Consider the following 24,128-nt stretch of genomic DNA (forward strand, 5'->3'; position numbering starts at 1 on the left):
CGGCAAAGCAACATGGCGGACGGCGGATCGGGACGCACATCTGTTCGGCTGGCAGCGGCGCTGCTGGCCAGTTTGATTGTGGCCTTCGCCGTCGTGACCTACCTCTCGTACACGGCGGCTTTCGCCTCGACCGACACCGTCACGGTCTCGGCGCCTCGGGCCGGGCTGGTGATGGACAAGGGAGCCAAGGTCAAATACCGCGGCCTCCAGATCGGCAAGGTCACCGCCATCGACTACTCGGGTGACCAGGCCCGGCTGACGCTCGCCATCAACAGCGACCAGATGCACTTCGTCCCGTCCAACGCCACCGTGCACATCGCGGGCAACACCATCTTCGGCGCCAAGTCGGTGGAATTCCTTCCGCCCCAGACGCCCTCGCCGACGTCGCTGCGCCCGGACGCGCACGTGGAGGCCTCGGCGGTGGCGCTCGAGGTCAACACCCTGTTCCAGTCGCTCATCGACCTGCTGCACAAGGTCGACCCGGTCGAGTTGAACGGGACGCTGAGCGCGCTGTCCGAAGGACTGCGTGGCCACGGCGACGACTTCGGGTCGCTGCTGGCGGGACTGAACACCCTGGCGCGCCAGGCGAACCCGAAGCTGCCCGCCCTGCAGGAGGACTTCCGCAAGGCCGGGATCGTCACCAATACCTACGCCGACGCCGCCCCCGACCTGAACACCGTCTTCGACAACTTGCCGACGATCAACAGGACGGTCGTCGACCAGCAGAACAACCTCAACGACACGCTGCTGGCGACGATCGGTCTGGCCAACAACGCCTACGACACGCTGGAACCCGCGGAGCAGAACTTCATCGACGCCATCAACCGGCTGCGCGCCCCGATCAAGGTGGCTCACGACTACTCGCCGGAATTCGGTTGCTTCTTCGACGGTGTCGAGCGCGGCATCAAGGAGTTCGCGCCGCTGCTCGGTGTCCGCAAGGCGGGCCTGTTCACGTCGTCCAGCTTCGTACTCGGCGCGCCGTCGTACACGTATCCGGAGTCGCTGCCGATTGTCAACGCTTCCGGAGGGCCCAATTGCCGGGGGCTGCCGGACCTGCCGACCAAGCAGACCGGCGGGTCGTTCTATCGATCGCCCTTCCTGGTCACCGATAACGCCAACATCCCGTACGAGCCGTTCACCGAGCTGCAGTTCGACGCGCCCTCCACGCTGCAGTTCTTGTTCCACGGCGCCTTCGCGGAACGGGACGACTTCTGATGGCGGCCGCGGGAGTGCCCTCGCACCGGTCGATGCTGATCAAGGTCTGCATCTTCGCGGTGGCCATGCTGCTGGTGAGCGCGTCGCTGGTGATCGTGTTCGGCGACTTCCGGTTCGGGTCCGAAACCGGTTACCACGCAACGTTTACCGACGCGTCGAAGTTGAAGGCCGGCCAGAAGGTCCGCATCGCCGGCGTGCCGGTCGGTGCGGTGTCGGGCGTCAAGCTCAACCCCGACAACACGATCGACGTGAAGTTCGGGGTGGACAGCCGCTACACGCTCTATTCGTCGACGCGCGCGGTGATCCGGTACGAAAACCTGGTCGGGGACCGCTATTTGGAGATCACATCGGGCCCGGGGGAGTTGCGTAAGCTGCCGCCCGGCGGGACGATCAACGCCCAGCACACCCAGCCCGCGCTGGATCTCGATGCGCTGTTGGGTGGGTTGCGGCCGCTGGTCAAGGGCCTGGATGCGGACAAGGTCAACACCATCAGCAGCGCGGTCATCCAGCTGTTGCAGGGGCAGGGCGGGGCGTTGTCCAACGTGCTCGCCGACACGAGCGCGTTCTCGTCGGCGCTGGGCCAGCGCGACCAGCTCATCGGCGACGCGATCACCAACCTCAACACGGTGCTGGGCACCGTCGACCAGAAGAGCGCGCAATTCTCCGCGAGCGTCGACCAGTTGCAGCAGTTGATCACCGGGCTGGCCAAGAACAAGGACTCGATCGCGGGCGCCATTCCGCCGCTGGCGTCGACGACCACGGATCTGACTGACCTGCTGAAGAATTCGCGCCGGCCCCTGCAGGGCATCCTGCAGAACACCCGGCCGTTGGCCACCGAGCTGGACGACCGCAAGGCCGAGGTGAACAACGACGTCGAGCAACTCGGCGAGGACTACCTTCGGCTGTCCGCGCTCGGGGCCTATGGGTCGTTCTTCAACATCTACTTCTGCTCGGTAACCATCAAGATCAACGGGCCGGCCGGCAGCGACCTCCTGATACCGTTCGGCGGCCCGGTCGATCCCAGCAAGGGGAGGTGCGCTTTTGTCAAGTAACGCAAGGCGCGAACGCGACCCGTTGCGCACCGGCATCTTCGGTGTCGTGCTGGTGGTCTGCGTCGTCCTCATCGCGTTCGGCTACGCCGGCCTGCCGTTCTGGCCGCAGGGCAAGATCTACGACGCCTACTTCACCGACGCGGGCGGCATCAACCCCGGCAACGCCGTCTACGTGTCGGGCTTCAAGGTCGGCAAGGTGTCGTCCGTCGGCCTGGCCGGCAACAGCGCCAAGGTGACGTTCAGCGTGGATCGGCACGTCGTCGTCGGCGACCAGTCGATGGCCGCGATCCGCACCGACACCATCCTCGGTGAGCGTTCGATAGCGGTGACCCCGGCGGGCACCGGCAGGGCGACCAGCATTCCGCTGAGCCGGACGACGACGCCGTACACGCTGGCCGGTGCGCTCGAGGATCTGGGCAACAACGCCAGCAACCTGAACAAGCCGCAGTTCGAGCAGGCCCTCGACGTGCTGACCGACACGCTGCACGACGCCACGCCCGAATTGCGCGGCGCGCTGGACGGCGTCACATCCCTGTCCCGCACCCTGAACCGCCGCGACGAGGCGCTGCAAGGCCTGCTGGCGCATGCGAAGTCGGTGACGACGGTGCTGTCGCAGCGCGCCGGACAGGTCAACAAGCTGGTCGACGACGGCAACGAGCTGTTCGCCGCGCTGGACGAGCGGCGCGCCGCGATCGGCGAGCTGATCTCGGGCATCGGCGGTCTGTCGCAGCAGATCTCCGGCTTCGTCGCCGACAACCGCAAGGAATTCGGGCCGGCGCTGACCAAGCTCAACGCGGTGCTCGCCAACCTCAACGAGCGCCGCGACTACATCACCGAGGCGCTCAAGCGGCTGCCCACCTACGCCACCGAGCTGGGCGAGGTCGTCGGTTCCGGTCCGGGCTTCAACGTCAACGTTTACGGTGTGATCCCGGCGCCGTTGGTCGCGACGATGTTCGACTTCTTCTACCAGCCCGGCAAGCTGCCGGCCAGCCTCGCCGACTACCTGCGCGGGCTGATTCAGGAACGCTGGATCATCAGGCCGAAGTCCCCATGACACGGTTCACCGGCAACAGGAGCGTGCGCTACGCCGTCATCATCGCGCTGGTCGCGATGCTGGCGGGTGGCGTGTATGTGCTGTCGGCGCAAGGCAACAACCGCACCGTCATCGGGTACTTCACCTCCGCCGTCGGTCTTTATCCCGGAGACCAGGTCCGCGTCCTGGGCGTGCCGGTCGGCTCGATCGACACCATCGAGCCGCGCCCGTCCGACGTGAAGATCACCATGTCGGTGGCCAAGGACATCAAGATCCCGAAGGACGCCAAGGCCGTCATCATCTCGCCGAACCTGGTGTCCGCGAGGTTCATTCAGCTCACCCCGGCGTACACCGGCGGGGCGGTGCTTCCCGACGGCGGCAGCATCGACCTGAACCGCACCGGGGTGCCGGTGGAATGGGACGAGGTGAAGGAGTCCCTGACGCAGCTGGCCGTCCAGCTGGGGCCGACGACGGGATCGATGCAGGGGCCGCTGGGTAGGGCGATCAACCAGGCCGCTGACACGCTCGACGGCAAGGGCGAGTCGTTCCACAACGCGCTGCGCGAGCTCTCGCAAGTCGCTGGGCGGCTGGGGGATTCGCGCAGCGACATCTTCGGCACGGTCAAGAACCTGCAGGTGCTGGTCGACGCGCTGTCGGCGAGCAACGAACAGATCGTGCAGTTCGCCGGGAACGTGGCCTCGGTGTCGCAGGTGCTCGCCGACAGCTCGCGGCATCTGGACAACACGCTGGGCACGCTCAATCAGGCGCTCTCCGACATCCGGGGATTCCTGCACGAGAACAACTCGACGATCATCGATACGGTCAACAACCTCAACGACTTTGCCCAGACCCTGAGCGACCAGAGCGACAACATCGAGCAGGTGCTGCACGTGGCGGGCCCCGGCATCGCCAACTTCTACAACATCTACGACCCGGCGCAGGGCACCCTGAACGGATTGTTGTCGATCCCCGAATTCGCCAACCCCGTCCAGTTCATCTGCGGAGGCTCCTTCGAGACCGCCGGCGGGCCGCGAGCGCCCGACTACTACCGGCGCGCCGAGATCTGCCGTGAGCGGCTGGGCCCGGTGTTGCGCCGGCTCGCGGTGAACTACCCGCCGGTGATGTTCCACCCGCTCAACACGATCACCGCGTACAAGGGCCAGATCATCTACGACACCCCCGAGACCCAGGCCAAGGCGGCCACTCCCGTACCGGAGCTGACGTGGATACCGGCCCAGGGCGCGCACCCGGCCCCGCCCGCCCAGAACCCGTCGGATCTGCAGGCCCTGCTGGTCCCGACGGCACCGCAGACCGGGCCGCTTCCGGGTCCGCCGCCGGCCGGCGCGAATCCCGCTCCGGCGCCGGGCCCGGGGCCCGGCAACGCGTTCGGCCCGCTGCCCGGCCCCCCGCCCGGCGGCCCGTCGGCCAACCTGAGCGGTGGCGGATGAAACGAATCTGGTCGCGCGGCAGCGTGTTAGCGGCGGGCGGTGTGCTACTGGCCGGCTGCCAGTTCAACGGCCTCAACTCCCTGGCGATGCCCGGCACCGCCGGGCACGGCAGCGGCGCGTATTCGATCACCGTCGAGATGCCCGACGTGGCGACGCTGCCGCAGAACTCGCCGGTGATGGTCGACGACGTCACCGTCGGCAGCGTCTCGGGCATTTCGGCCGAGCAGCGGGCCGACGGATCCTTCTATGCCGCAGTCAAGTTAGCGCTGAACAAGAACGTGGTGCTGCCGGCCAACGCGACCGCGACCGTGGCCCAGACGTCGCTGTTGGGGTCGATGCACATTGACCTGGCGCGCCCCAAGGACAAGCCGGAAACCGGGCGGCTCAAGGACGGTTCGAAAATCTCGGAGGCCAACACGGGCCGCTATCCCACCACCGAAGAGGTGCTTTCGGCGCTGGGCATCGTCGTCAACAAGGGCAATCTCGGTGCGCTGGAAGACATTACCGACGAGACCTATCAGGCATTCGCCGGTCGCCAGGAACAATTCGCCGACCTGATCCCCCGGCTCGCCGAATTGACGGCGGGGCTGAACCGGCAAACCAACGACATCATCGACGCGGTCGACGGGCTGAACCGATTCTCCGGGACCCTGGCGCGCGACAAGGACAACCTGGGCCGGGCGCTGGACACGCTGCCCGAGGCCCTCCGGGTGCTCAACAAAAACCGGGACCACATCGTCGAGGCGTTCGCCGCGCTGAAGAAGCTGGCGAACGTGACTTCCCACATCCTGGCAAAAACCAAGGTGGACTTCGCCGAAGACCTCAAGGGCCTGTACTCGGTCGTCAAGGCGCTGAGCGACAACCGGAGGAACTTCGTCACGTCGATGCAGATCCTGCTGACGTTCCCCTTCCCGAATTTCGGTATCAAGCAGTCGGTGCGCGGCGACTACCTCAACGTGTTCACCACCTTCGACCTCACCCTGCGCCGGCTCGGTGAGACGTTCTTCACCACGTCGTACGCCCTGGACCCCAACATGATGCACATGAGCGAGGTCCTCAACCCACCCGATTTCCTGACCGGCGAACTGGCCAACCTGTCCGGGCAGGCGGCCGACCCGTTCACGATTCCGGCCGGCGCGGCCGCCGGCTCTGAGGGACGGTAGGCGGCGATGCTCGACAAACTCACCAGAATCCAGCTCGGCATCTTCGCGGTGATCACCGCGATCACGCTGAGCGTGATGGCCGTCTTCTACCTGCGCCTGCCCGCCACGTTCGGTCTCGGAACCTACGGCGTGAGTGCGGATTTCGTCGCGGGCGGCGGGCTGTACCAGAACGCCAACGTCACCTACCGCGGGGTCGCGGTCGGCCGGGTGGAGTCGGTGGGCCTGAACCCCAGCGGCGTCACCGCCGAGATGCGGCTCAACAGCGGCACCCCCATTCCGTCGAACGTCACCGCCACCGTGAAGAGCGTCTCCGCCGTCGGCGAGCAGTACATCGACCTGGTGCCGCCGGGCAATCCGGCATCCACCAAGCTGCACAACGGATCCCGGATCGACCGGGCGAACACCCGCATCGGCCAGGACGTCGCCGACCTGCTGAAGCGGGCCGAGGCACTGGTCAACAGCCTCGGTGACACCCGGCTCCGCGAGCTCTTGCACGAGACGTTCATCGCCGCCAACGGCTCCGGCCCCGAGCTGGCCCGGCTCATCGAGTCGGCCCGGCTGCTGGTGGACGAGGCCAACGCCAACTACCCGCAGGTCTCCCAGCTGATCGACCAGGCCGGCCCGTTCCTGCAGGCCCAGATCCGCGCGGGCGCCGACATCAAGTCGCTGTCCGATGGGCTGGCGCGATTCACCTCCGAGGTGCGGCAGGCCGACCCGCAGCTGCGCCAGACGCTGGCCACCGCGCCGGGCGCCACCGACGAGGCCAGCACCGCGTTCTCCGGGATCCGGCCGTCGTTCCCGGCGCTGGCCGCCAGCCTGGCCAACCTCGGCCGGGTCGGCGTCATCTACCACAAGTCGATCGAACAGCTGCTGGTGGTCTTGCCGGCGCTGTTCGCGGCGATCACCACGGCCGCCGGCGGCGCCCCGCAAGACGAGGGCGCGAAGCTGGACTTCAAGCTCGACCTCAACGACCCGCCGCCGTGCGCCGTCGGCTTCCTGCCGCCGCCGCTGATGCGCACACCGGCCGACGAGACGCTGCGCGAGCTGCCGAGGGACATGTACTGCAAGGCGGCGCAGAACGATCCCAGCACCGTGCGCGGCGCCCGCAACTATCCATGCCAGGAGTTCCCCGGCAAGCGCGCACCGACGATCCAGCTCTGCCGCGACCCGAACGGCTACGTGCCGGTGGGCCGCAACCCGTGGCGGGGACCGCCGGTGCCCTACGACACCCCGGTGACCAACGGGCTGAACGTGTTGCCGCCCAACAAGTTCCCGTACATCCCGCCCGGCGCGGAACCCGATCCGGGCACCCCCATCGTCGGGCCGCCGCCGCCCGGCGTGGTCCCCGGGCCGGGACCGCTGCCCAACCACCAGCCGGCGTACGATCCGCCGCCCCCGAACGACAGCGGGCCGCCGCCGGGCAACCCGTCGTGGCACCCGCCGGGCGTCCCGCCGGTGCCGCCGCTATTGCCGTATCCGAAGTGGCTGCCCCCGCCGGCGCCGCCGGAGGGCATCAATCCGCCTCCGGCCGGCCCGGGACCGGAGAAGCCGTGGGGGCCGCCGCCCGGAAATCAGCCGCAGGCCAGCGGTCCGGCCTACACCACGTATGACCAGCACACCGGCGCCTTCGTGGACCCGGCCGGCAGCACTGGTATCTTCGCGCCCGGCACGAGCGGCGCGTCCAGCGCCGAGAACTGGGTGGACCTGATGCGTGATCCGAGGCCTCTTTGATGGACGCCGCGGCGACAGAAGTACAACCGGCGACGCAGCGCGTCCGTCGGCGGGCATCCCGCGCGGCGGGTCCCGCCAAGAGCGAATCCGAGGGGCCCGCCACCGTCCAGCTCGACGCCCCGGCCGACTCCGAGCCGGCGGCGAAGCCCGCCGCCAAGAAGGCGACGACGCTCAAGCCGGTCAAGCCGCCGCCGCGGCGGCGACCGCACCGGACCCTGGTGCTGTGGACGTCGTTCGCCGCGGCGTTGCTGGCGGTCGGCGCCCTGGCCGGCTGCCTGACGGCCCTGATCATCCAGCAACGGCACGCCGAGGCGCAGCAGGCGCGTGACCAGCGCTTCGTCGACACCGCCACGCAGACGGTGGTCAACATGTTCAGCTACAAGCAGGACAACATCGACGACAGCGTGAACCGGTTCTACAACGGCACCAGCGGACCGCTGCACGGCATGCTGGGCGCCAACAACAACATCGAGAACCTCAAGGCCCTGTTCCGCTCCACCAACGCCACGTCGGAAGCCGTCATCAACGGTGCGGCGTTGGAGGGCGTCGACTCGGTCACCGACAACGCGTCGGTGCTGGTGTCGGTGCGAGTCACGGTGGCCGACATGGACGGGACCAACAAGCCGTCCATGCCGTATCGGCTGCGGGTCATCGTGCACGAGGACGAGCGGGGCCAGATGACGGGCTACGACCTGAAGTATCCCGACGGGGGGAACTGATGCGGTGGCTGATCGCCGCCGCGGGTTCGTTGTTGGCGGTGGCATTCGTCGGCCTGTCCGCGGCGGCCGGCTGGTTCTACTGGGAGCGGGTCCAGACGCGCGGCGAGGCGGCGGCGCGTGCGGTGTTGCCGGGGCTGGCCGCCAGGGAGATACCCGAGGTCTTCGCCTACGACTATCAGACCGTCGAACGCAGCCTGTCGGCCGCCTACCCGCTGCTGACGCCCGCGTATCGCCAAGAGTTCCAGAAGAGCGTCAACACGCAAATCATTCCGGAGGCCAAGAAGCGCGAGGTGGTCGTTCAGGCCAATGTCGTTGGCGTGGGCGTCATGTCGGCCAAGCGCACCTCGGCGTCGGTGATGGTGTACATGAACCGCACCGTGACCGACAAGTCACGGCAGCCGCTCTACGACGGCAGCCGGTTGCGGGTCGACTTCACCAAAATCGGTAGGCAGTGGCTGATCGCCTACATCACGCCGATCTAGCAGGCTCAGAAGCACATCGCAAACTCGTTGCAGCGCAACGGGTAACGCTCGACCGGGCTGGGCGGCGGGCCGGCCATCTGCAGCGAGAACGGTTGCTTCTTCATGTCCGACTGCAGCCCGCACTCCGGGCCGTGCAGGATGGTGTGGGTGCCGGTCATCGTTTCGTCGCTGAACGCGTAGGTTTCGGTGGTCGGCGCGTTGCCGCCGCCCGGGCACGAAACGCCGTCCGCCTTGTCCACCTTGAACGTCCACAGCATGCTCGACATGCGGGCCCGCCCGCTGAAGTTCTGCAGCTTGTCCGCCGCGGTGATCCGCTCGGGCGTCGAGCTCACGACGTTCAGGGCGCAGTTCATCGCGAACACGATCGGGTCCGAATAGTCGTTCATGTTCCGGGTGCCGGACGGCTGAACGCACAGCGCCGAAATGGTCCAGGTGACTCCAGAGACGCCGGCCTCGTTGAAGGTGTAGGTGCCGTCCGCGGGCGGCCCGATGGCGCCGGCCGGGTGGCCCGATTCCAACGCGATCCCCAGAGCGACGGCCGAGCAGATGCCGGCGCCGGCGGCCAGCCCGCGACGGAGCTTCATAGTGCCCCTCCCTTCACGCTGCATCGAGTATCACAGCGTTTCGGCCGCGACACCATGGCTAGTTGGCGTCGTGCGGATGCGACTCCGCGAGAGCGTCAAGGAAGGACCGCGCCCAGCGGTCGACATCGTGGGCGAGCACCTGGCGGCGCATCGTGCGCATCCGGCGCCGGCCCTCCTCGGGAGTCTGGTTGAGCGCCGCCTCGATCGCGTCCTTGACCCCCTCGAGGTCGTGCGGGTTCACCAGGTATGCCTGCCGCAGTTCGGCTGCGGCGCCGGTGAATTCGGACAGGACCAGCGCGCCGCCCAGGTCGCTGCGGCAGGCGACGTACTCCTTGGCCACCAGGTTCATCCCGTCGCGCAGCGGCGTGACCAGCATGACGTCGCTGGCCACGAAGAACGCGATCAGTTCGTCGCGAGGCACCGGGCGATGCAGGTAGTGCACCACCGGGTGACCGACCTCCGCGTATTCGCCGTTGATGTGGCCGACCTGGCGTTCGATGTCGTTGCGCAGGATCTGATAGCTCTCCACGCGTTCGCGGCTCGGCGTCGCGAGCTGAACCAGCACGGTGTCGTCGCGCTTGGCGCGGCCCTCGGCCAGCAGCTCGGTGAACGCCTTCAGGCGAACGTCGATGCCCTTGGTGTAGTCCAGCCGGTCGACGCCGAGCAGGATCTTGCGCGGGTTGCCCAGCTCGGCGCGGATCTCCCGCGCGCGGCGCCTGACGTCGCGGTCGCGGGCCGCGTGGTCGAGCGCGGTGGAGTCGATGGAGATGGGAAACGCGCCCACCCGCACGGTGCGCGACTCCAGCTCCACCTCGCCGAACCGCGACCGCACCCCGACCGAGCCGCGGGAGGTGTTGACCCCGATCAACTGCCGGCACAGGACCATGAAGTTCTGCGCACCGCCGGGCAGATGGAAGCCCACCAAATCCGCGCCGAGCAGCCCCTCGACGATCTCGGTGCGCCACGGCATCTGCCTGAACAGCTCCACCGGCGGGAACGGGATGTGCAGGAAGAAGCCGATGGTCAGGTCGGGCCGCAGCTCGCGCAGCATCTTGGGCACCAGTTGCAGCTGATAGTCCTGCACCCACACCGTCGCGCCCTGGGCCGCGGCGCGCGACGTGGCCTCGGCGAAGCGGCGGTTGACGTCGACGTAACGGTCCCACCATTCGCGGTGATAGATGGGTTTGACGATGACGTCGTGGTACAGGGGCCACAGCGTGGCGTTGGAGAAACCCTCGTAGTACTCGGCGACGTCGTCGCTGGTCAGCCGCACCGGATGCAGGTGCAGGTCGTCCTGCTCGATGGGCTCGTAGTCCAGCTCGTCCTCGTCATCGGCGACCCCGGGCCAGCCGACCCACGCGCCGCGCCGGCGGCGCAGCAGCGGCTCCAAGGCCGTGACCAACCCCCCGGGGCTGCGCTTCCAGGCGGTCGTGCCGTCGGGAAGCCGCTCGAGGTCGACCGGCAGCCGGTTGGCAACCACCACGAAGTCGGAATTGCCGAAGCGCACGGAGTTTGCCGTCTTCTCCGAAGACTTGCCTCCCCTGGCAGCCATTTAAGTGTCGAGCTTGGCCGGTCCAATACCGAGCATGGACAAGAAAACGCGGCACTCGTCGGCGTCGTTCGCGTACGCGGCGACGACCCGCCTGGCCTGGCTTGCGGTGCTGTCGGCCAAGGGCTCCACGTCGCCGATTTCGCCAGGATCAGATTTCGTAGGCATGACATAACTCTAGGCCAACGGCGGCACCCGCCGAGGACCCGCTTACATACTGGCCGTAATGTGTAAACCCTCGGATCTGACAGAAGGTGGGCGGAATGACACTCTCCGACCAAGCCGGTGCGCAAGCCGGCGCTACGCCGGACAACGAACTGGTGACCTACGAGACCCTCGACGACGGCCGCGTCGCCCGGATCTGGCTCAATCGGCCGGATGCCCACAACGCGCAGAGCCGCGGCCTGCTGATCCAGCTCGACGAGGCGTTCCTGCGCGCCGAGGCCGACGACACCGTGCGGGTGGTGATCCTGGCGGCGCGCGGCAAGAATTTCTCCGCCGGCCACGACCTCGGGTCCGAGCTGGCGATCGCGGAGCGCAGCCAGCTGCCCAGCTTCCGCATCAACGGCGGCACCCGCGATCCCATCGCGGAGAAGATCTACCTGCAGGAGTGGCACTACTTCTTCCAGAACACCTGCCGCTGGCGCGATCTGCGCAAGATCACTATCGCCCAGGTGCAGGGCAACGCGATCTCGGCGGGCCTCATGCTGATCTGGGCCTGCGACCTCATCGTGGCGGCCGACAACGCGAAGTTCAGCGACGTCGTCGCGGTGCGGTTGGGGATGCCGGGCGTCGAATACTATGCCCACCCTTGGGAATTCGGCCCGCGCAAGGCCAAGGAGCTGCTGTTGACCGGGGATGCGCTGGACGCCGACGAGGCCTACCGGCTGGGCATGGTGTCGAAGGTGTTTCCGGTCGACGAGCTGGCGGACAAGACGCTGGAATTCGCCCGGCGTATCGCCGATCGGCCCACGATGGCGGCGCTGCTGGTCAAGGACTCAGTGAACGCGGCCTCCGACGCGATGGGATTCACCGAGGCGCTGCGGCACGCGTTCCACATTCACGAGCTGGGCCACGCGCACTGGGCCGCCCACAACGAGAACAGGTACGCGGTCGGCCTGCCGCCCGACGTCGAGGACTGGCGCGACGCCAAGCCCACGCAGATCGCCCGCCGCGATACGCCATAGCGTGACCCGTGTGGCGGCTGTGACCGCTCGCCTATGCTAGAACCCGTTTCAGTTTTGGCGTGAAGGGACGCGGCGTGCAGCTTTCTTTCGACAACCGGACGTACCTGGTGACCGGTGGTGGCAGCGGGATCGGCAAGGGGGTCGCGGCCGGGCTGGTGGCGTCCGGGGCCTCCGTCATGATCGTCGGCCGCAACCCCGATCGGCTGGCGGCCGCGGTCAAGGACATCGAGGTGCTCAAGGCCGACGGTGCGATTCGGTATGAGCCCGCCGACATCACCAACGAGGAGGAGGCCGCCCGCGCGGTCGACGCCGCCACGGCCTGGCACGGCCGGCTGCACGGCGTGGTGCATTGCGCGGGCGGGTCGGAGACCATCGGGCCGATCACCCAGATCGACTCCGAGGCCTGGCGTCGCACGGTCGACCTCAACGTCAACGGCACCATGTATGTGCTCAAACATGCGGCCCGCGAGCTGGTGCGCGGCGGCGGCGGTTCGTTCGTCGGGATCTCGTCGATCGCGGCCTCCAACACCCACCGGTGGTTCGGGGCCTACGGCGTCACCAAGTCGGCCGTCGACCACATGATGCAACTGGCCGCCGACGAACTCGGCCCGTCCTGGGTGCGGGTCAACAGCATCCGCCCGGGCCTGATTCGCACGGATCTGGTTGTGCCCATTACGGAATCGCCCGAGTTGAGCGCGGACTACCGGCACTGCACGCCGCTGCCGCGGGTGGGTGAGGTCGAGGACGTCGCGAACCTGGCGATGTTTTTGCTCAGCGACGCGGCCAGCTGGATCACCGGGCAGTGCATCAACGTCGACGGCGGCCACATCCTGCGGCGCGGCCCCGACTTCTCGGCGATGCTGGAGCCGGCGTTCGGCGCCGAGGGATTACGCGGAGTGGTCTGAGTCCCCGGCGTCCCGGGCGGCGAGGGTGGCGAGCGCCGACCAGTCCAAGTGCCCGCCGCCGGTCGCCACCAGCGTGAGAAAGCGGTCCCGCAGCAGGCTGGCCACCGGCAGCGGCACCTGCAGCTGCTCGCCGGCCGCAAGCACCAGCCGGACGTCCTTGAGGCCCAGGCTCGCCGCGAAGCCGGCGGGCTCGAACTCCTGACGCGCGATCAGCCCGCCGTAGGTCTGGTAGGCCGGCGCGGCGAACAACGTCGACGTGAGGATGTCCACGTACTGCTGGCGGTCGACACCGGCCTTGGATACCAGCGCGACGGCCTCGGAGATCGTTTCGATCGCCGACGCGAGCAGGAAGTTGCCGCTCAGCTTCACCAGGTTGGCGGTGGGCGGCTGCTCGGACACCACGAAGGTGCGCTGGCCGATCGCGTCGAACAGCGGCGACAACGGCTGCAGCACCTCCGGGGCGCCCGCGGCGATCACGAAAAGCTTTGCGGCGCTGGCCGCTTCGGGCCTGCCGAACACCGGCGCGCTGGCGTAGCGCTGGCCGGCTTCGGCGTGCGCGGCGGCTAGGCGCTCCGACAGCGCGACGCTGATCGTGCTCGACGACACGTGCGTGGACCCCGCGGGCAGCGAGGCCGCGATCCCGTCCGGGCCGAGCGTCACGGCCTCCACGGCCCGGTCGTCGGCCAGCATGGTGAACACCACCTCGGCCCGGCACGCCTCGGCCACGGTCCGCGCCGCGGTCGCGCCCCGCTGCACGAGGGCCTCCGCTTTGTCGGGGGAGCGGTTGTACACCGTGACGCGGTGACCCGCGCCGACCAGGTTCGAAGCCATGCCCTGGCCCATGTTTCCCAGGCCGATGAATCCGATGTCCATGCCATACACTCTGCCTTCTATGAAGCGACTCGAGGGCAAGCGGATCCTGGTGACCGGCGCCGCGTCGGGCATCGGTCAGGCGACCGCGCTGCGGTTGCTCGACGAGGGCGCCGCCGTGGTGGCCTCCGACGTCGCCGAGGACGGCCTGGCCCGGACGAAGGCGCAGGCCGTTGAGGCGGCGACCGCCGACCGCCTCACCACCATCGCGATGGACGTCGCCAACGAGGATTCGGTGATCGACGGCGTCCGACGGGCCGTGCAGGCCCTCGACGGCCTGGATTCGCTCGTCAACGCCGCCGGCATCCTGCGCGCCGCACACACGCACGAGACGAGCCTCGAACTGTGGAACCGGATCGTCGGCATCAACCTGACCGGGACCTTTCTCGTGGTGCGTGAGGCGCTTCGGCCGCTGCTGGCGAATCCGCGCAGCGCGATCGTCAACTTCAGCTCGACGTCGGCCTCGTTCGCCCACCCGTACATGGCGGCCTACGCGGCGAGCAAGGGCGGAATCCAGTCCTTCACGCATTCGTTGGCGCTCGAATACGCCAAACAGGGACTGCGCGCGGCGTGCGTGGCGCCCGGCAGCATCAAGTCCGGAATCACCGATGCCACCGGGGGATACATTCCCCAAGACGCCGACTGGTCGCTGTTCCCGAGGCTCATGCCCATCCTGCCCACGACCGTCGAATCCAGCGGGGCCGGCATGGCCGAGCCCAGTGCGATCGCCGGCGTCATCGCCATGCTGGTGTCCGACGACGGCGCGTGGATCACCGGCACCGAGATCCGCATCGACGGCGGCACGCACGCCTAATTGCTAGTTGACGCAGGGCACCCCGCCGCCGTCGATCGGTTTCCCTTGATCGGGCGTCGGATAGGTCGTGGTGGTGCCGTTGTAGTAATACGTGTTCGACTTGCTGGTCGTCGTCGTCGTGGTGGTCGTGGTGTCGTCCATCGAGGTGTCGTCCTGGGCCGGCATCGAGAAGTTGGTATCGACGGTCACGCGGATGTGCCCGGGCTGCACGGCGGCGTTCGGCTCCTTGGGCGCGTCGAGCCCGAGCAGGGTGGCCACGTTGTGCGCGTCGGTCTCCGCGCCGGCGCCGTACTCGATCGTTGTGACGGTGGGCTCACCCGAATTCCGGTCGCGCACTTGACCCGCCGTGTAGCCGTGCTTCTTCAGGGCGCGGGACACCTCGGTGGCGAGCCCGCTCATGCTGCCGGCATTGATCACGTCGACGACGGTGGACGGGCTGGGTTTGGCGGCGGTGGTGGCGGGCGTGGTCGACGGCTGCGGTGCGCCGATCGCCTGGGCCACCTCGGCCTTGATCGCCGCCGGGTCGATGATGTTGACGTCCTGGCCGTCGATGTTGTCGTAGCGCACGACGGGCAGCGTCCGGAACTCGACGTTGCCGCTGGAAAACAGCGTGCCCAGGCGCTGGATCAGGTCGACGTCCCAACCGTTGGACAGGACGACATCCTTGCGGGCCACCTCCATCAGGCTCTTGAGCTTGTCGATGTTGCTGAAGGTGCCCGAGGCCTGCAGTTCCTGCATGACCGACGAGATGAATGCCTGCTGCCGGTGGGTGCGGTCCAGGTCCCCGTTTTCCAGTTCGTGGCGCTGCCGCACGAAGGCCAGCGCCTGGGAAGCGTCCAGCCGCTGCCGACCGGCGGGGAAGTCCGCGCCCGAATACGAGTCGTACACAGCGTGATTCAGGCAGACGTCCACGCCGCCCAGCGTCTGGGCCAGGTCGTAGAAACCGGCGAGGTTGACCTCGGCGAAATAGTCGATGGGGACTCCGGTGAGGCTGCGCACCGCGCGCAGGGTCGCCGTGCGGCCCGCTTCTCGGCCCTTGGTCTCGAGTTCCTTCTGGGTGCTGGTGCCCTGATTGGCGAGCTTGTTCGCGACGTATTGCTTGGTAAGCCCGTATGCCTCTTTGATTTTGATGTGGTTGTATCCGGGCACGCCGTTGAAGGGCACCCAGTCGTCGCGGGGGATCGAGAAGGCGACGACCTTGTTGTCGGCACCGATGTGGACCAGGATCAGCGTGTTGGTGTTATACCCGCCGTCGTCGGAATCGCCGGCGTGCAGGTGCTTGAGGATCGACCACGGCAGGTCGTTGCCGTCCTGGTCTTTGCGCGAATCCAACCCGATGAGCAAGATGTTCATGTTGTCGCCGCTGGAACGCGGGTCCTCCGGCGACAGCGCGTCGGAGACGGTGATGCCCCCCAGGGCCCCGTGCGCCACGTAGTACCCGGCCCCGGTCATCAGCACGGCGCCCACCGACACCAGCGTCATCAACCCACGCGTCAGTCCCTTGCGAAGAGGCGACGGTGGGGTAACGGCGCGATGGCGGCGATGTGCGCCGCCGGAGCGTGCCATCAAAAACCTCGTCCTATTACCAGCGCACCACCAGTCACCGCAATGGCGGTTTGCGGTGATGTCGCTTGCAGCATGCCGTCAAGTATGCGTTAGCTTGCTGTGAACCCTCCAATCAAGCGGGTTGATGTAACCAGGCTCACCCGCCCGCGATGGCCGGGTTTCGCCGCGTCGATTCGTCCGCTACCAGCGGGTTTGTGCGTAACTGGCCGGTCCGCGCGCCACCGTCGTGCCGGGACCGAACCCAACCCGTTACCAATTTGGCATTCAACGTCGAGTTGTTGCGCGAAATTTACGGTTTTTCAGCCAACTCGTCGGCGTTCGCGACGCGTGTAGCCGAATGCTATTCAGCAATATGGATATTCGCGTGCCATCGGCCGGGCCGTTTTCTTGCGTAGCCGTCGATGGTGCTGTGCCGCAGCCATTTTGGCGACCGTTTATCGGGCTCTGATGAGATCCTCGCCGGAGGTGTAATACCAGCGAATGTTCGTGCCCGTGACGATTTCCGCGAGGTATACGCCGACCGGTTCGACCTCGTAGTAGTAGTGAACGTTGCCCTGCGGGTCCACCGCCGACGCGCACGAAAGGCCCGGCGCGCCGCACCGTTGCTTCACCGGTATCGCAGAAACGGCGGTGAACAGCGCGACCGCGATCGCCACCGCCAGTGGCGCGCCGCGCAGCCCGCGGCGAATTCGTGCCGGCTGCGTCACGTCTGGGAGTGTATGCGCCCCGATGGGGCTTTTCGGGCTCCACGCGGTTTCGATGGCGGGGGACAGCGGGTAGGCGGATAGGAGCCGATTGGAGGACTCGCCATGGTTGACACAGAGGCTCCCGAGCCGGGCACTCCGGGCGAGACGCCCGAGCGGCTGACGCCGGCGGAGCCGCCCGAACGGCTGACGCCCGCGGAACCACCGGAGCGGCTGACGCCCGCGGAACCGCCGGAGCGGCAGATGCCGGCCTGAAGACCTGCACGATCACGGATGGAGATAGCGCATGCGCGCAGAAGAAGGCGACGAAACGGTCAAGGATTACGCCGCCGAGGGCAAGCAAGCACTCGGGCGGATCAAGGAATCGCAGCGTGTGGGAAACCCGATCGGCAGGTTCGTCCGGCGGATAGCCCGTTTCTTCCGGGCGGACTAATCCCCACGGAAGCCCCAGGAGATTGCGAGATCGTCTTACTATCTCCTGGTGACGAGCGCACCTGAGACGTTTTCGACCCGGGGGACCGGCGGGGTTCGCATTGTTGCGGACCGCCTCGGTGATCCCCGGGCGCGCGCCGTGGTGTTCCTGCACGGCGGCGGGCAGACCCGCCGCTCGTGGGCCAAGGCCGCGGCGGCCGTGGCCAACCGCGGCTGGCAGGCCGTCACCATCGACCTGCGGGGCCACGGGGAATCCGACTGGTCGAGCGAGGGCGACTATCGAGTGGTCAGCTTCGCCGCCGACGTGCAAGAGGTGCTGCGCACCCTGCCCCCACAGCCGGTCCTGGTCGGCGCGTCCCTGGGCGGCTTCACCTCGATGCTGCTGGAAGGCGAGCTCGCGCCGGGCACCGCCAGCGCCGTCGTCCTGGTCGACATCGTGCCCAACATGGAGCAGTCCGGGGCGAACCGCATTCACAACTTCATGTCCGACCGGGTGGAGTCCGGGTTCGCCTCCCTCGAGGAGGTGGCGGACGCGATCGCCGAATACAACCCGCACCGTCCCCGGCCCACCGACCTCGACGGCCTGACCACCAACCTGCGCCGCCGCGGCGATCGTTGGTACTGGCACTGGGATCCGCAATTCATCAGCGGCACGGCGCCATACCCCCCGTTCGAAGTCACCGACGCCGATCGCATGCACGCGGCCGTCGACGCGATACTGCGTAATGGCGTGCCAATGCTGCTGATTCGGGGTCAGGTGAGCGACCTGGTCAGCCAGGAGCGCGCCGACGAGTTTCTTGCGCGCTTCCCGCAGGTCGAGTTCACCGATGTGCGCGGCGCGGGACACATGGTCGCCGGCGACCGTAACGACATCTTCGCCGAGGCCGTGCTGGGTTTCCTCGCACGGCACGTGGGCGCCGACTGACGTTTTCCCCTCTGCCCGAACCGTTTTCGCCCTCGCGCTGACCCCACGGCCAACGACGCCGAGCCGGCGCCGCTCGCTGCTGTTAGCATGCTGCCCTACAGCAGAAGAGAGGCGGGCGTCAGGTTGCGTTGGTTGCGAGGGTTGGGGGCGATCGTTGCCGTGGTCATTGCCGCGGCGGTGCTGGCGCGCCCCGCGCTGGCCAACCCGGGGGTGGCGCCCGGGATGAAGGTCGAGGATGAAAACAGCTCGTGCACAGCGGGCTTCGCGGCCCAAGGAAACGACGGCAGCTATTACCTCATGACCAGTGGGCACTGTGACCACCACGACGACTCGGTATGGACCTATGGCGCTGACGTCCCGCTCGGCAGGATCACGGCCAGCGAGCAAGAGGGCGACACCAGGGACGCCGCGATCATCCATCTGAACCCGAACGTCGGCGCGCCCGACGGTCACGTCGGCGGCAAGTATCCGGTCCGGGATGTGTTGAGCGCGACGCAGATTCAGGTCGGCATGCCGTTCTGTAAGATCGGCGCGGTCACCGGCGAGACGTGCGGCACCGTCAAGGACGTCGAGAACGACGTCGTCGAGACCAGCGTGTACAGCCTCAACGGCGACAGCGGCAGCCCCGGGTTCGTGAAAAACCCGGACGGCACCGTCAGCGCCGTGGGCCTGCTGATGTCTTCGCCGGACGGTGACGACTACACGACGTACTTCGCTCTGGTGAACCCCCTGCTCGGCAGATGGGGCCTGCGCGTCCTGCCCTGACCACCGGGCCGTGAGAACAGACGTTTGCGAATGGTAAGAACGGGGAAAAGGTAGCGAACCAGCGACACGAAGGGGAGCGGTAGTGAAGCGTGGGATCGTGGTCGGGGTAGCGGGCGTGGCCTTGGCGGTCGCGGCGTGTGCCGGCTGTTCGAGCAACAAGTCCAGCACCGGAGCGTCATCGAGTTCGGGGGCGCCGGCGGCGTCGGGCCCCCAGCTCACGGTTGATGGTCAGAATCAGAATGTCAGCGGCCAGGTCACCTGCAACACGGCCAATGGCGTCGTCACCATCGGGATCGGTGACGCGACTGCCGGCATCGGCGCTGTGGTCAGCACCGACAATCCGCCCATTGTTCATTCGGTGGGGCTGGGCAGCGTCAACGGCATCGCGCTAGGTTTTTCCGACGCCGCTCCGAACCAGGCCAGCAACGCGGGGGCCGCGGTCAACGGCAAGTCCTATGCGATCAAGGGCACGGCGACGGGTACCGATATGAGTAACCCGCAGCAGCCCAAGACGGTGACCAAGCCATTCGAGCTGGACGTGACCTGCCCGTAGCGCAGGCGATGACACCCAAGAGGGGACGCATTCCATGTCGATGAAACGTATTGCCGGCGCGGCGGCGCTCGTGGCCGGTCTCGGGATTTCCGCACTGAACCCGGGCTTCGCCAGCTCCGCGCCGCTGGATCCGCCGCCGCCATGCCCGAACTGCCACGGCGGTGGCGGCGGTGGTGGCGGGGCGACGCCGGCGCCGCAGAACCCACCGCAGACGCAGGCGCCGAATACGCAAACCCAGCCGCCGGCCACCCATAGCCAGCCGCCGGCCACCCAGAGCCAGCCGCCGGCCACCACACAGGCCCCGGCCACCCAGAGCCAGCCGCCGGCCACCACCCAGGCGCCGGAAACGCAAAGTACGCACCCGTCATGGACGCGCGGCAGCGAGCCGCCGAGGACGGAAACCACGCAGCCCGGCGGCCAGACGACAGCGCCGAGCGCACAAACCACGGCACCGGCCAACGGGCAAACCACGGCGCCGTCCGGCCGAGAGGCGCGTCCGGCGCTGAATCCGCCGAGCACACAACCTCCGCACCCGCCCTACGTTCCGCGCCGGGACCTGGTCACGGCCAGCGCGGAAGTCGGCGGCCCGGCGGGGAACGTCCAATTCAGCGTCGTCGGCCGCGGCGCGCCGCCACCGCCGCCGGCGCGCGGGTGGGGCTGGAACGACGGCCCGGCCCCGCACCACGCCCCGCCCGGCTGGTACGGCCCGCCGCCTCCAGGCGGTTGGGACGGTCCGCCGCCTCCCGGCGGGTGGAACCGCCCGTGGGACGGCCCGCCGCGCGACGTCGCCTATGCCCGGTCCGATTTCGGTCCGTTCGAGTACAACACCTTTACCGTCTTCCCGGTCTTCAACTGGTATTACGGAGGGTGGGGTTACTGGTTCTTCGGCGTCTGGGTTCCGCTGTACTGACGCCTTTGAGCCCTTTGTGAAAGCCGCCCCGGCATGCGTCGGGGCGGCTTTCAACTTTGTTGGCCCGGGTTGAGAAGCGAGGTCGGGTAGAGCGCATGGGCACCGCGGACAAGCGATTCGTCAGGCTCGGTCGCGACGGCGGCGTGGTCACCCTCGAGTTGATCAACTCCAAACCCCTGAACATCCTCGGCACGGGCGCCATCGAGGAACTGACGCGGGAGTTCGCCGCCGTGAGCCAAGACGGCGACGTGCGGGTGGTCGTCTTCCGCGGAGCCGGTGAGAAGGCGTTCATCGGCGGCGCCGACATCAACGAGATGGTCGGCCTCGATCGGTCCAGTGCAGAGGTGTTCATCCGCCGGCTGGCCGGCCTGTGTGAGGCGATTCGCGACTGCCCCGTCCCGGTGATCGCCCGGCTCGCGGGCTGGTGCCTGGGCGGCGGCCTGGAGGTCGCGGCGTCGTGCGATCTGCGAATCGCCGAGTCGGGAGCCAAGTTCGGGATGCCGGAAGTGGCGGTCGGCATCCCGTCGGTGATCCATTCGGCGTTGCTGCCGGCGCTCATCGGGGCATCGCACGCGGCGTGGCTGCTGCTCACCGGAGAAACGGTAGACGCCGACACCGCGGCCGCCTGGGGCCTGGTGCACGAGGTCGTCCCGACCGACGCCCTCGACGCCCGAATTGCCGAGATCGCAACGAAACTCAGCGGTTTCGGCCCGCAGGCGGTCCGGCAACAAAAGCGGCTACTCAACAGCTGGTTCGATATGACGGTGCACGGGGCGATCGAGGACAGCATCGAGCAGTTCGGTCTCGCGTTTCTGACCGGAGAGCCGCAACACCACATGCAGGCGTTCCTGTCGCGCAAGAAAAGCACGAGCTGACTCTCAGCGGCGTGCCGCGTCAACCATTGCCGCGAAAGTGCAACTACCGACGCGTCTACTCGGGGAACGTGTCGGTAGTTGCACTTTCGCGTTCCATGCTGCGCTGAATTGACCGGCAAATCTGCGGCAGTAGTCTGATCTCGAGTTTGGAAGGGGACAGCGATGTCGCGGGGACCGCTGGCATACGTGGTATGCAGCTCCGATACATAAGCATTCCAGGGCTGATCGCCGCCGCCGGCGATCCCTGGGCGATCGATCGCAGCCTGCAAGCCGGTCGTCCGGCGCAGATCTCGGCTCTGGCCGGGGCATTTCACGGCGCGGGCAGGTCCAGCGCCGAGGCCGACGCGACGTTCGAGCAGGCGCGTCGCCGCTTCGAGGCGGCGTGGACGCACGAAAACGGCGACAATCCGATCAACGACTCCGCCGAAGTGCAGCGCACCGCGCAGGCGCTCGGCGCGCAGTCCGAGCAGTTGCCCAAGATCGGGGCGCATCTCGAAGAGGTGGCCGCGGCCTTGGCCGAGGCGCAAAAAGGCGGCAAGGCAACGATCTCGGCGCTGGAGATGTCGCTGCACGAGCTCGACGACTTGATCGCCCAGGCCGTGGCTATGAAACAGCACGCGAAGTCCGACGCGGACCGGCACGCGCTTGACGAATTCATCGACTCTTGCGAGAACGGCGCGGTGGACGTCACCAAAAGGGCTGTGGGCAGGCTGCATTCGATCCGCGAGACCTATTCGAAGATCCTGCAGAGCGGGCAGTCGAACCTGGCCACCGACGGATATGACCCCGCCCGGGTGTGGGGCGCCGACGCCCACGAGGCCGAGACGCCGGACACTGCCGAACGAGACGTTCACAACGCGCTCGGCGGCGACAAGGGCGCGGCCGCCCGAGTCAACGGGGTGCTGGGCACCATCACCCCCGACCAGCTTGCCGGCAAGGCGCCGTTAACCGCCGAGCAGGCAGCGGTTTTGAGCCAGCTGCAGGCTCAGGAACACGGCATGACCGTCCCGCAGCTCCAAACCGCCGAACAACGCCTCGGGGTCGAGAAGAACATGGTCGGCGACTCGTTGCAGCTGATGAGCAACCCGAGCCTCACCTTCCCCATGACTCCACTGGTCAAGGGGGCCAAGCAGGGATCGGACACGCTGAAGGGCGGATTTTCTCAACTGCCGCAGAGCGTGCAGAACACGCTCAACGACAAGGAATCGTCTCGCTGGGCCGCCGACGACATCGAGTCGATCGCGAAGATCGTCGGCGACGGAAACCCCGCCCTGCAGCACGGCACCGAACTGGACGAGGCGATGCTCGACTGGGGCGCACGCGAACTCCACGACGAGCTCCCGCACGGACAGCTCCTCGACCACAGCCTGCTGCACGGCGACCAGCGCAGCGTCCTCGACGACGTGTTCCGCGCCGCCGGACGCGATCACCTGCGGGTGACCGACTTGATCACCGGTGGCGGCCACGAACAGTTCTTGTCCGACGTCACCCACAATTGGTGGGACGACGGCGGCAAGGCGGTCGGCACGCTGTTCAGCTGGACCGAGAACCCGACCGGCGCAGAGGCGGAAATCGCGGGCAGGACCGCGCACTCCTATGCGACCTATCTGGGCCAGCACGCCGGTGACCTGCTCAAGCTGCCGGACGGGTTCGGCACCACGACGCTGGGCCGGGCGAATCCTGAACTCGTGCAGTCCTTCGCGCACGGCCTGGCGCCCTACATCCCCAACATCGCGGGCGAACACAACGACTTGTCGCAGTTCTTCGGCACTCCCGACTCCGCCGAGAACCAGGAGAACGATTCCTGGCCGGTCGCGAAGGGCATTTTCTCGGTGTTGAGCACCGACAAGACGGCGTCGGATTACTTCAACGGCGCCGCCGACCGCGACATCATCCAAGCCGACAGCCGGTTCGCCCAAGCCGCGGGCAACCACGTTCCCGACCTGATCAACCACGACGAAGGCCTCAAGTACGCGGCCCGGTTGAAGGGGCTCGTCGACGTCGGCACGTACAACGCGTCGAACTCCGACGCGATGGCCGCATACAACCTGAAGAAGTCGGCCTACGAAATGCTCACTAAGGGCGGCAGCTTCGGCGTGGGCGCGCTTCCGGTCCCGGGAGCCGGAATCGTCGGCGGCGGAGCGGGTCTCGTCGGTGCCGCCATGGAGAACGACATCGTCGGCGCCGCGCCGACCACGCCGTCGATCCCGGACCTGCCGCACACCGCACCGCCGCGGCTGGTGCTCGACGGGTTCTTGGCGTCCGGCCAACCCCTGAACGGGCTGGGACCGGAGTTCTACCGGCCGGTGGATCCGCAGCAGCCCCACGGCCCCATGCGAATCGCCACCTACGCCGAAATGCCGCAGGCGTGGCGCGACGCCAATCCCGTCGAAACGTACGACAGCGATCTCTCGAGCGCGCTCAGCCGCACGCTCGGCAACGACACCGTGACGCGGGTCGACGACGACATCGCGACGTACTACAACAACATCGTGCACAACCCGCAGCCCTGGAAAAAGTGACCACGAGCTGAACCCCTCGTCAACGCGCGCGGAAGTGCAAACCGCGATGCTCGTTTTCAATTCTGTCGATACGCGTATTTTTTCTGGCGCTGAGCTTCATCATGACGAGTACTCAGGAGCACCG

General features: G+C 67.5%; 25 protein-coding genes. 19 read left to right on the forward strand and 6 right to left on the reverse strand.

Translation table 11 applies throughout. The features are described 5' to 3' along the window. Window positions 1-12 precede the first annotated feature (12 nt). From AWB89_RS17745 to AWB89_RS17780, 8 genes are read left to right on the forward strand one after another with little or no spacing between them, the layout of a single operon-like run. On the forward strand, window positions 13-1,215 hold the full coding sequence (locus AWB89_RS17745; RefSeq protein ID WP_085095752.1) for an MCE family protein: 1,203 nt from the start codon (window positions 13-15) through the stop codon (window positions 1,213-1,215). Then, a complete protein-coding gene (locus tag AWB89_RS17750; protein WP_085095750.1) occupies window positions 1,215-2,267 on the forward strand; it encodes an MCE family protein in 1,053 nt (350 codons plus the stop codon). The genes AWB89_RS17745 and AWB89_RS17750 overlap by 1 nt, the downstream gene beginning before the upstream one ends. After that, window positions 2,257-3,321: a virulence factor Mce family protein gene (locus tag AWB89_RS17755; RefSeq protein WP_085175429.1), complete on the forward strand. Its 1,065-nt coding sequence runs from the start codon at window positions 2,257-2,259 to the stop codon at window positions 3,319-3,321. The genes AWB89_RS17750 and AWB89_RS17755 overlap by 11 nt, the downstream gene beginning before the upstream one ends. Next, complete coding sequence (locus AWB89_RS17760; protein ID WP_085095746.1) at window positions 3,318-4,748, forward strand: virulence factor Mce family protein; 1,431 nt, start codon at window positions 3,318-3,320, stop codon at window positions 4,746-4,748. The genes AWB89_RS17755 and AWB89_RS17760 overlap by 4 nt, the downstream gene beginning before the upstream one ends. Continuing rightward, window positions 4,745-5,911 (forward strand): virulence factor Mce family protein, encoded by a 1,167-nt coding sequence (locus tag AWB89_RS17765; RefSeq protein ID WP_085175431.1) that lies wholly within the window; start codon window positions 4,745-4,747, stop codon window positions 5,909-5,911. The genes AWB89_RS17760 and AWB89_RS17765 overlap by 4 nt, the downstream gene beginning before the upstream one ends. A 6-nt stretch (window positions 5,912-5,917) precedes the next feature. Beyond that, window positions 5,918-7,642, forward strand: a complete 1,725-nt coding sequence (locus AWB89_RS17770; protein ID WP_085175433.1) for a virulence factor Mce family protein — start codon at window positions 5,918-5,920, stop codon at window positions 7,640-7,642. Then, window positions 7,642-8,361, forward strand: coding sequence for a mammalian cell entry protein (locus AWB89_RS17775; protein WP_085175435.1), 720 nt, complete (start codon window positions 7,642-7,644; stop codon window positions 8,359-8,361). Before AWB89_RS17770 ends, AWB89_RS17775 begins: the two co-directional genes overlap by 1 nt. Beyond that, window positions 8,361-8,843, forward strand: coding sequence for a mammalian cell entry protein (locus AWB89_RS17780; protein ID WP_085095739.1), 483 nt, complete (start codon window positions 8,361-8,363; stop codon window positions 8,841-8,843). Before AWB89_RS17775 ends, AWB89_RS17780 begins: the two co-directional genes overlap by 1 nt. Before the next feature lie 5 nt (window positions 8,844-8,848). Here the strand turns inward: AWB89_RS17780 and AWB89_RS17785 are convergent, their stop codons facing one another. Genes AWB89_RS17785 through AWB89_RS27045 form a run of 3 tightly spaced genes read right to left on the reverse strand, consistent with a single transcriptional unit; the run spans window position 8,849 to window position 11,144 of the window. After that, window positions 8,849-9,427, reverse strand: coding sequence for a hypothetical protein (locus AWB89_RS17785; protein ID WP_085175437.1), 579 nt, complete (start codon window positions 9,425-9,427; stop codon window positions 8,849-8,851). Window positions 9,428-9,485: 58 nt separating this feature from the next. After that, a complete protein-coding gene (locus tag AWB89_RS17790; RefSeq protein WP_085095735.1) occupies window positions 9,486-10,979 on the reverse strand; it encodes an alpha,alpha-trehalose-phosphate synthase (UDP-forming) in 1,494 nt (497 codons plus the stop codon). Further along, on the reverse strand, window positions 10,980-11,144 hold the full coding sequence (locus AWB89_RS27045; protein ID WP_139830586.1) for a hypothetical protein: 165 nt from the start codon (window positions 11,142-11,144) through the stop codon (window positions 10,980-10,982). 95 nt (window positions 11,145-11,239) lie between these two features. Here AWB89_RS27045 and AWB89_RS17795 point away from each other — a divergent pair, with 95 nt between their 5' ends. Further along, window positions 11,240-12,163, forward strand: coding sequence for an enoyl-CoA hydratase (locus tag AWB89_RS17795; RefSeq protein ID WP_085095733.1), 924 nt, complete (start codon window positions 11,240-11,242; stop codon window positions 12,161-12,163). 74 nt (window positions 12,164-12,237) lie between these two features. Continuing rightward, window positions 12,238-13,068 (forward strand): SDR family oxidoreductase, encoded by an 831-nt coding sequence (locus tag AWB89_RS17800; protein WP_085175648.1) that lies wholly within the window; start codon window positions 12,238-12,240, stop codon window positions 13,066-13,068. Here AWB89_RS17800 and AWB89_RS17805 read toward each other — a convergent pair. Next, window positions 13,051-13,941 (reverse strand): NAD(P)-dependent oxidoreductase, encoded by an 891-nt coding sequence (locus AWB89_RS17805; protein ID WP_085175439.1) that lies wholly within the window; start codon window positions 13,939-13,941, stop codon window positions 13,051-13,053. The two genes, AWB89_RS17800 and AWB89_RS17805, sit on opposite strands and share 18 nt — an antisense overlap. Window positions 13,942-13,960: 19 nt before the next feature. Here AWB89_RS17805 and AWB89_RS17810 point away from each other — a divergent pair, with 19 nt between their 5' ends. Next, complete coding sequence (locus tag AWB89_RS17810) at window positions 13,961-14,752, forward strand: SDR family NAD(P)-dependent oxidoreductase (RefSeq protein ID WP_085175441.1); 792 nt, start codon at window positions 13,961-13,963, stop codon at window positions 14,750-14,752. Between the two features lie 3 nt (window positions 14,753-14,755). On the opposite strand, the gene AWB89_RS17815 is transcribed toward AWB89_RS17810, so the two are convergent. Together AWB89_RS17815 and AWB89_RS17820 are read right to left on the reverse strand one after the other, a co-directional pair. Continuing rightward, complete coding sequence (locus AWB89_RS17815) at window positions 14,756-16,318, reverse strand: LCP family protein (protein ID WP_085175443.1); 1,563 nt, start codon at window positions 16,316-16,318, stop codon at window positions 14,756-14,758. 434 nt (window positions 16,319-16,752) lie between these two features. Then, a complete protein-coding gene (locus tag AWB89_RS17820; RefSeq protein ID WP_085175650.1) occupies window positions 16,753-16,995 on the reverse strand; it encodes a hypothetical protein in 243 nt (80 codons plus the stop codon). A 132-nt stretch (window positions 16,996-17,127) separates the two neighbouring features. Here AWB89_RS17820 and AWB89_RS27555 point away from each other — a divergent pair, with 132 nt between their 5' ends. The 8 genes from AWB89_RS27555 (at window position 17,128) to AWB89_RS17855 (ending at window position 24,004) form a co-directional block, all read left to right on the forward strand. Then, the gene (locus AWB89_RS27555) at window positions 17,128-17,277 is read left to right on the forward strand and encodes a hypothetical protein (RefSeq protein ID WP_169716605.1); all 150 of its coding nucleotides are present in this window, start codon (window positions 17,128-17,130) and stop codon (window positions 17,275-17,277) included. A 31-nt stretch (window positions 17,278-17,308) separates the two neighbouring features. After that, a complete protein-coding gene (locus AWB89_RS27560; RefSeq protein WP_169716606.1) occupies window positions 17,309-17,455 on the forward strand; it encodes a hypothetical protein in 147 nt (48 codons plus the stop codon). 48 nt (window positions 17,456-17,503) lie between these two features. Next, window positions 17,504-18,379: an alpha/beta fold hydrolase gene (locus AWB89_RS17825; protein WP_174627846.1), complete on the forward strand. Its 876-nt coding sequence runs from the start codon at window positions 17,504-17,506 to the stop codon at window positions 18,377-18,379. A gap of 87 nt (window positions 18,380-18,466) precedes the next feature. Continuing rightward, window positions 18,467-19,144 (forward strand): S1 family peptidase, encoded by a 678-nt coding sequence (locus AWB89_RS17830; RefSeq protein ID WP_085095723.1) that lies wholly within the window; start codon window positions 18,467-18,469, stop codon window positions 19,142-19,144. An 82-nt stretch (window positions 19,145-19,226) separates the two neighbouring features. Next, window positions 19,227-19,697 (forward strand): lipoprotein LpqH, encoded by a 471-nt coding sequence (locus AWB89_RS17835; RefSeq protein ID WP_085175447.1) that lies wholly within the window; start codon window positions 19,227-19,229, stop codon window positions 19,695-19,697. A 40-nt stretch (window positions 19,698-19,737) separates the two neighbouring features. Then, window positions 19,738-20,607 carry an MAP_0585 family protein gene (locus AWB89_RS27565; protein WP_169716607.1) on the forward strand — a complete coding sequence of 290 codons (870 nt, stop codon included), beginning with the start codon at window positions 19,738-19,740 and terminating at the stop codon, window positions 20,605-20,607. A 95-nt stretch (window positions 20,608-20,702) separates the two neighbouring features. Further along, a complete protein-coding gene (locus AWB89_RS17850; protein WP_085175449.1) occupies window positions 20,703-21,482 on the forward strand; it encodes an enoyl-CoA hydratase in 780 nt (259 codons plus the stop codon). Between the two features lie 191 nt (window positions 21,483-21,673). Continuing rightward, the gene (locus AWB89_RS17855) at window positions 21,674-24,004 is read left to right on the forward strand and encodes a putative alpha/beta hydrolase (RefSeq protein WP_241520527.1); all 2,331 of its coding nucleotides are present in this window, start codon (window positions 21,674-21,676) and stop codon (window positions 24,002-24,004) included. Window positions 24,005-24,128 lie beyond the last annotated feature (124 nt).

It is taken from the genome of Mycobacterium paraense (assembly GCF_002101815.1).
GTDB classification, from domain to species: Bacteria; Actinomycetota; Actinomycetes; order Mycobacteriales; family Mycobacteriaceae; genus Mycobacterium; species Mycobacterium paraense.

What these genes read in the sequence shown, in the direction of transcription:
- AWB89_RS17745 (WP_085095752.1), top strand. Translation starts at nt 13, where the DNA reads ATGGCGGACGGCGGATCGGGACGCACATCTGTTCGGCTGGCAGCGGCG.
- AWB89_RS17750 (WP_085095750.1), top strand. Translation starts at nt 1,215, where the DNA reads ATGGCGGCCGCGGGAGTGCCCTCGCACCGGTCGATGCTGATCAAGGTC.
- AWB89_RS17760 (WP_085095746.1), top strand. Translation starts at nt 3,318, where the DNA reads ATGACACGGTTCACCGGCAACAGGAGCGTGCGCTACGCCGTCATCATC.
- AWB89_RS17765 (WP_085175431.1), top strand. Translation starts at nt 4,745, where the DNA reads ATGAAACGAATCTGGTCGCGCGGCAGCGTGTTAGCGGCGGGCGGTGTG.
- AWB89_RS17770 (WP_085175433.1), top strand. Translation starts at nt 5,918, where the DNA reads ATGCTCGACAAACTCACCAGAATCCAGCTCGGCATCTTCGCGGTGATC.
- AWB89_RS17775 (WP_085175435.1), top strand. Translation starts at nt 7,642, where the DNA reads ATGGACGCCGCGGCGACAGAAGTACAACCGGCGACGCAGCGCGTCCGT.
- AWB89_RS17780 (WP_085095739.1), top strand. Translation starts at nt 8,361, where the DNA reads ATGCGGTGGCTGATCGCCGCCGCGGGTTCGTTGTTGGCGGTGGCATTC.
- AWB89_RS17785 (WP_085175437.1), bottom strand. Translation starts at nt 9,427, where the DNA reads ATGAAGCTCCGTCGCGGGCTGGCCGCCGGCGCCGGCATCTGCTCGGCC.
- AWB89_RS17790 (WP_085095735.1), bottom strand. Translation starts at nt 10,979, where the DNA reads ATGGCTGCCAGGGGAGGCAAGTCTTCGGAGAAGACGGCAAACTCCGTG.
- AWB89_RS27045 (WP_139830586.1), bottom strand. Translation starts at nt 11,144, where the DNA reads ATGCCTACGAAATCTGATCCTGGCGAAATCGGCGACGTGGAGCCCTTG.
- AWB89_RS17795 (WP_085095733.1), top strand. Translation starts at nt 11,240, where the DNA reads ATGACACTCTCCGACCAAGCCGGTGCGCAAGCCGGCGCTACGCCGGAC.
- AWB89_RS17805 (WP_085175439.1), bottom strand. Translation starts at nt 13,941, where the DNA reads ATGGACATCGGATTCATCGGCCTGGGAAACATGGGCCAGGGCATGGCT.
- AWB89_RS17810 (WP_085175441.1), top strand. Translation starts at nt 13,961, where the DNA reads ATGAAGCGACTCGAGGGCAAGCGGATCCTGGTGACCGGCGCCGCGTCG.
- AWB89_RS17815 (WP_085175443.1), bottom strand. Translation starts at nt 16,318, where the DNA reads ATGGCACGCTCCGGCGGCGCACATCGCCGCCATCGCGCCGTTACCCCA.
- AWB89_RS27555 (WP_169716605.1), top strand. Translation starts at nt 17,128, where the DNA reads ATGGTTGACACAGAGGCTCCCGAGCCGGGCACTCCGGGCGAGACGCCC.
- AWB89_RS27560 (WP_169716606.1), top strand. Translation starts at nt 17,309, where the DNA reads ATGCGCGCAGAAGAAGGCGACGAAACGGTCAAGGATTACGCCGCCGAG.
- AWB89_RS17830 (WP_085095723.1), top strand. Translation starts at nt 18,467, where the DNA reads ATGCTGCCCTACAGCAGAAGAGAGGCGGGCGTCAGGTTGCGTTGGTTG.
- AWB89_RS27565 (WP_169716607.1), top strand. Translation starts at nt 19,738, where the DNA reads ATGAAACGTATTGCCGGCGCGGCGGCGCTCGTGGCCGGTCTCGGGATT.
- AWB89_RS17850 (WP_085175449.1), top strand. Translation starts at nt 20,703, where the DNA reads ATGGGCACCGCGGACAAGCGATTCGTCAGGCTCGGTCGCGACGGCGGC.
- AWB89_RS17855 (WP_241520527.1), top strand. Translation starts at nt 21,674, where the DNA reads ATGCAGCTCCGATACATAAGCATTCCAGGGCTGATCGCCGCCGCCGGC.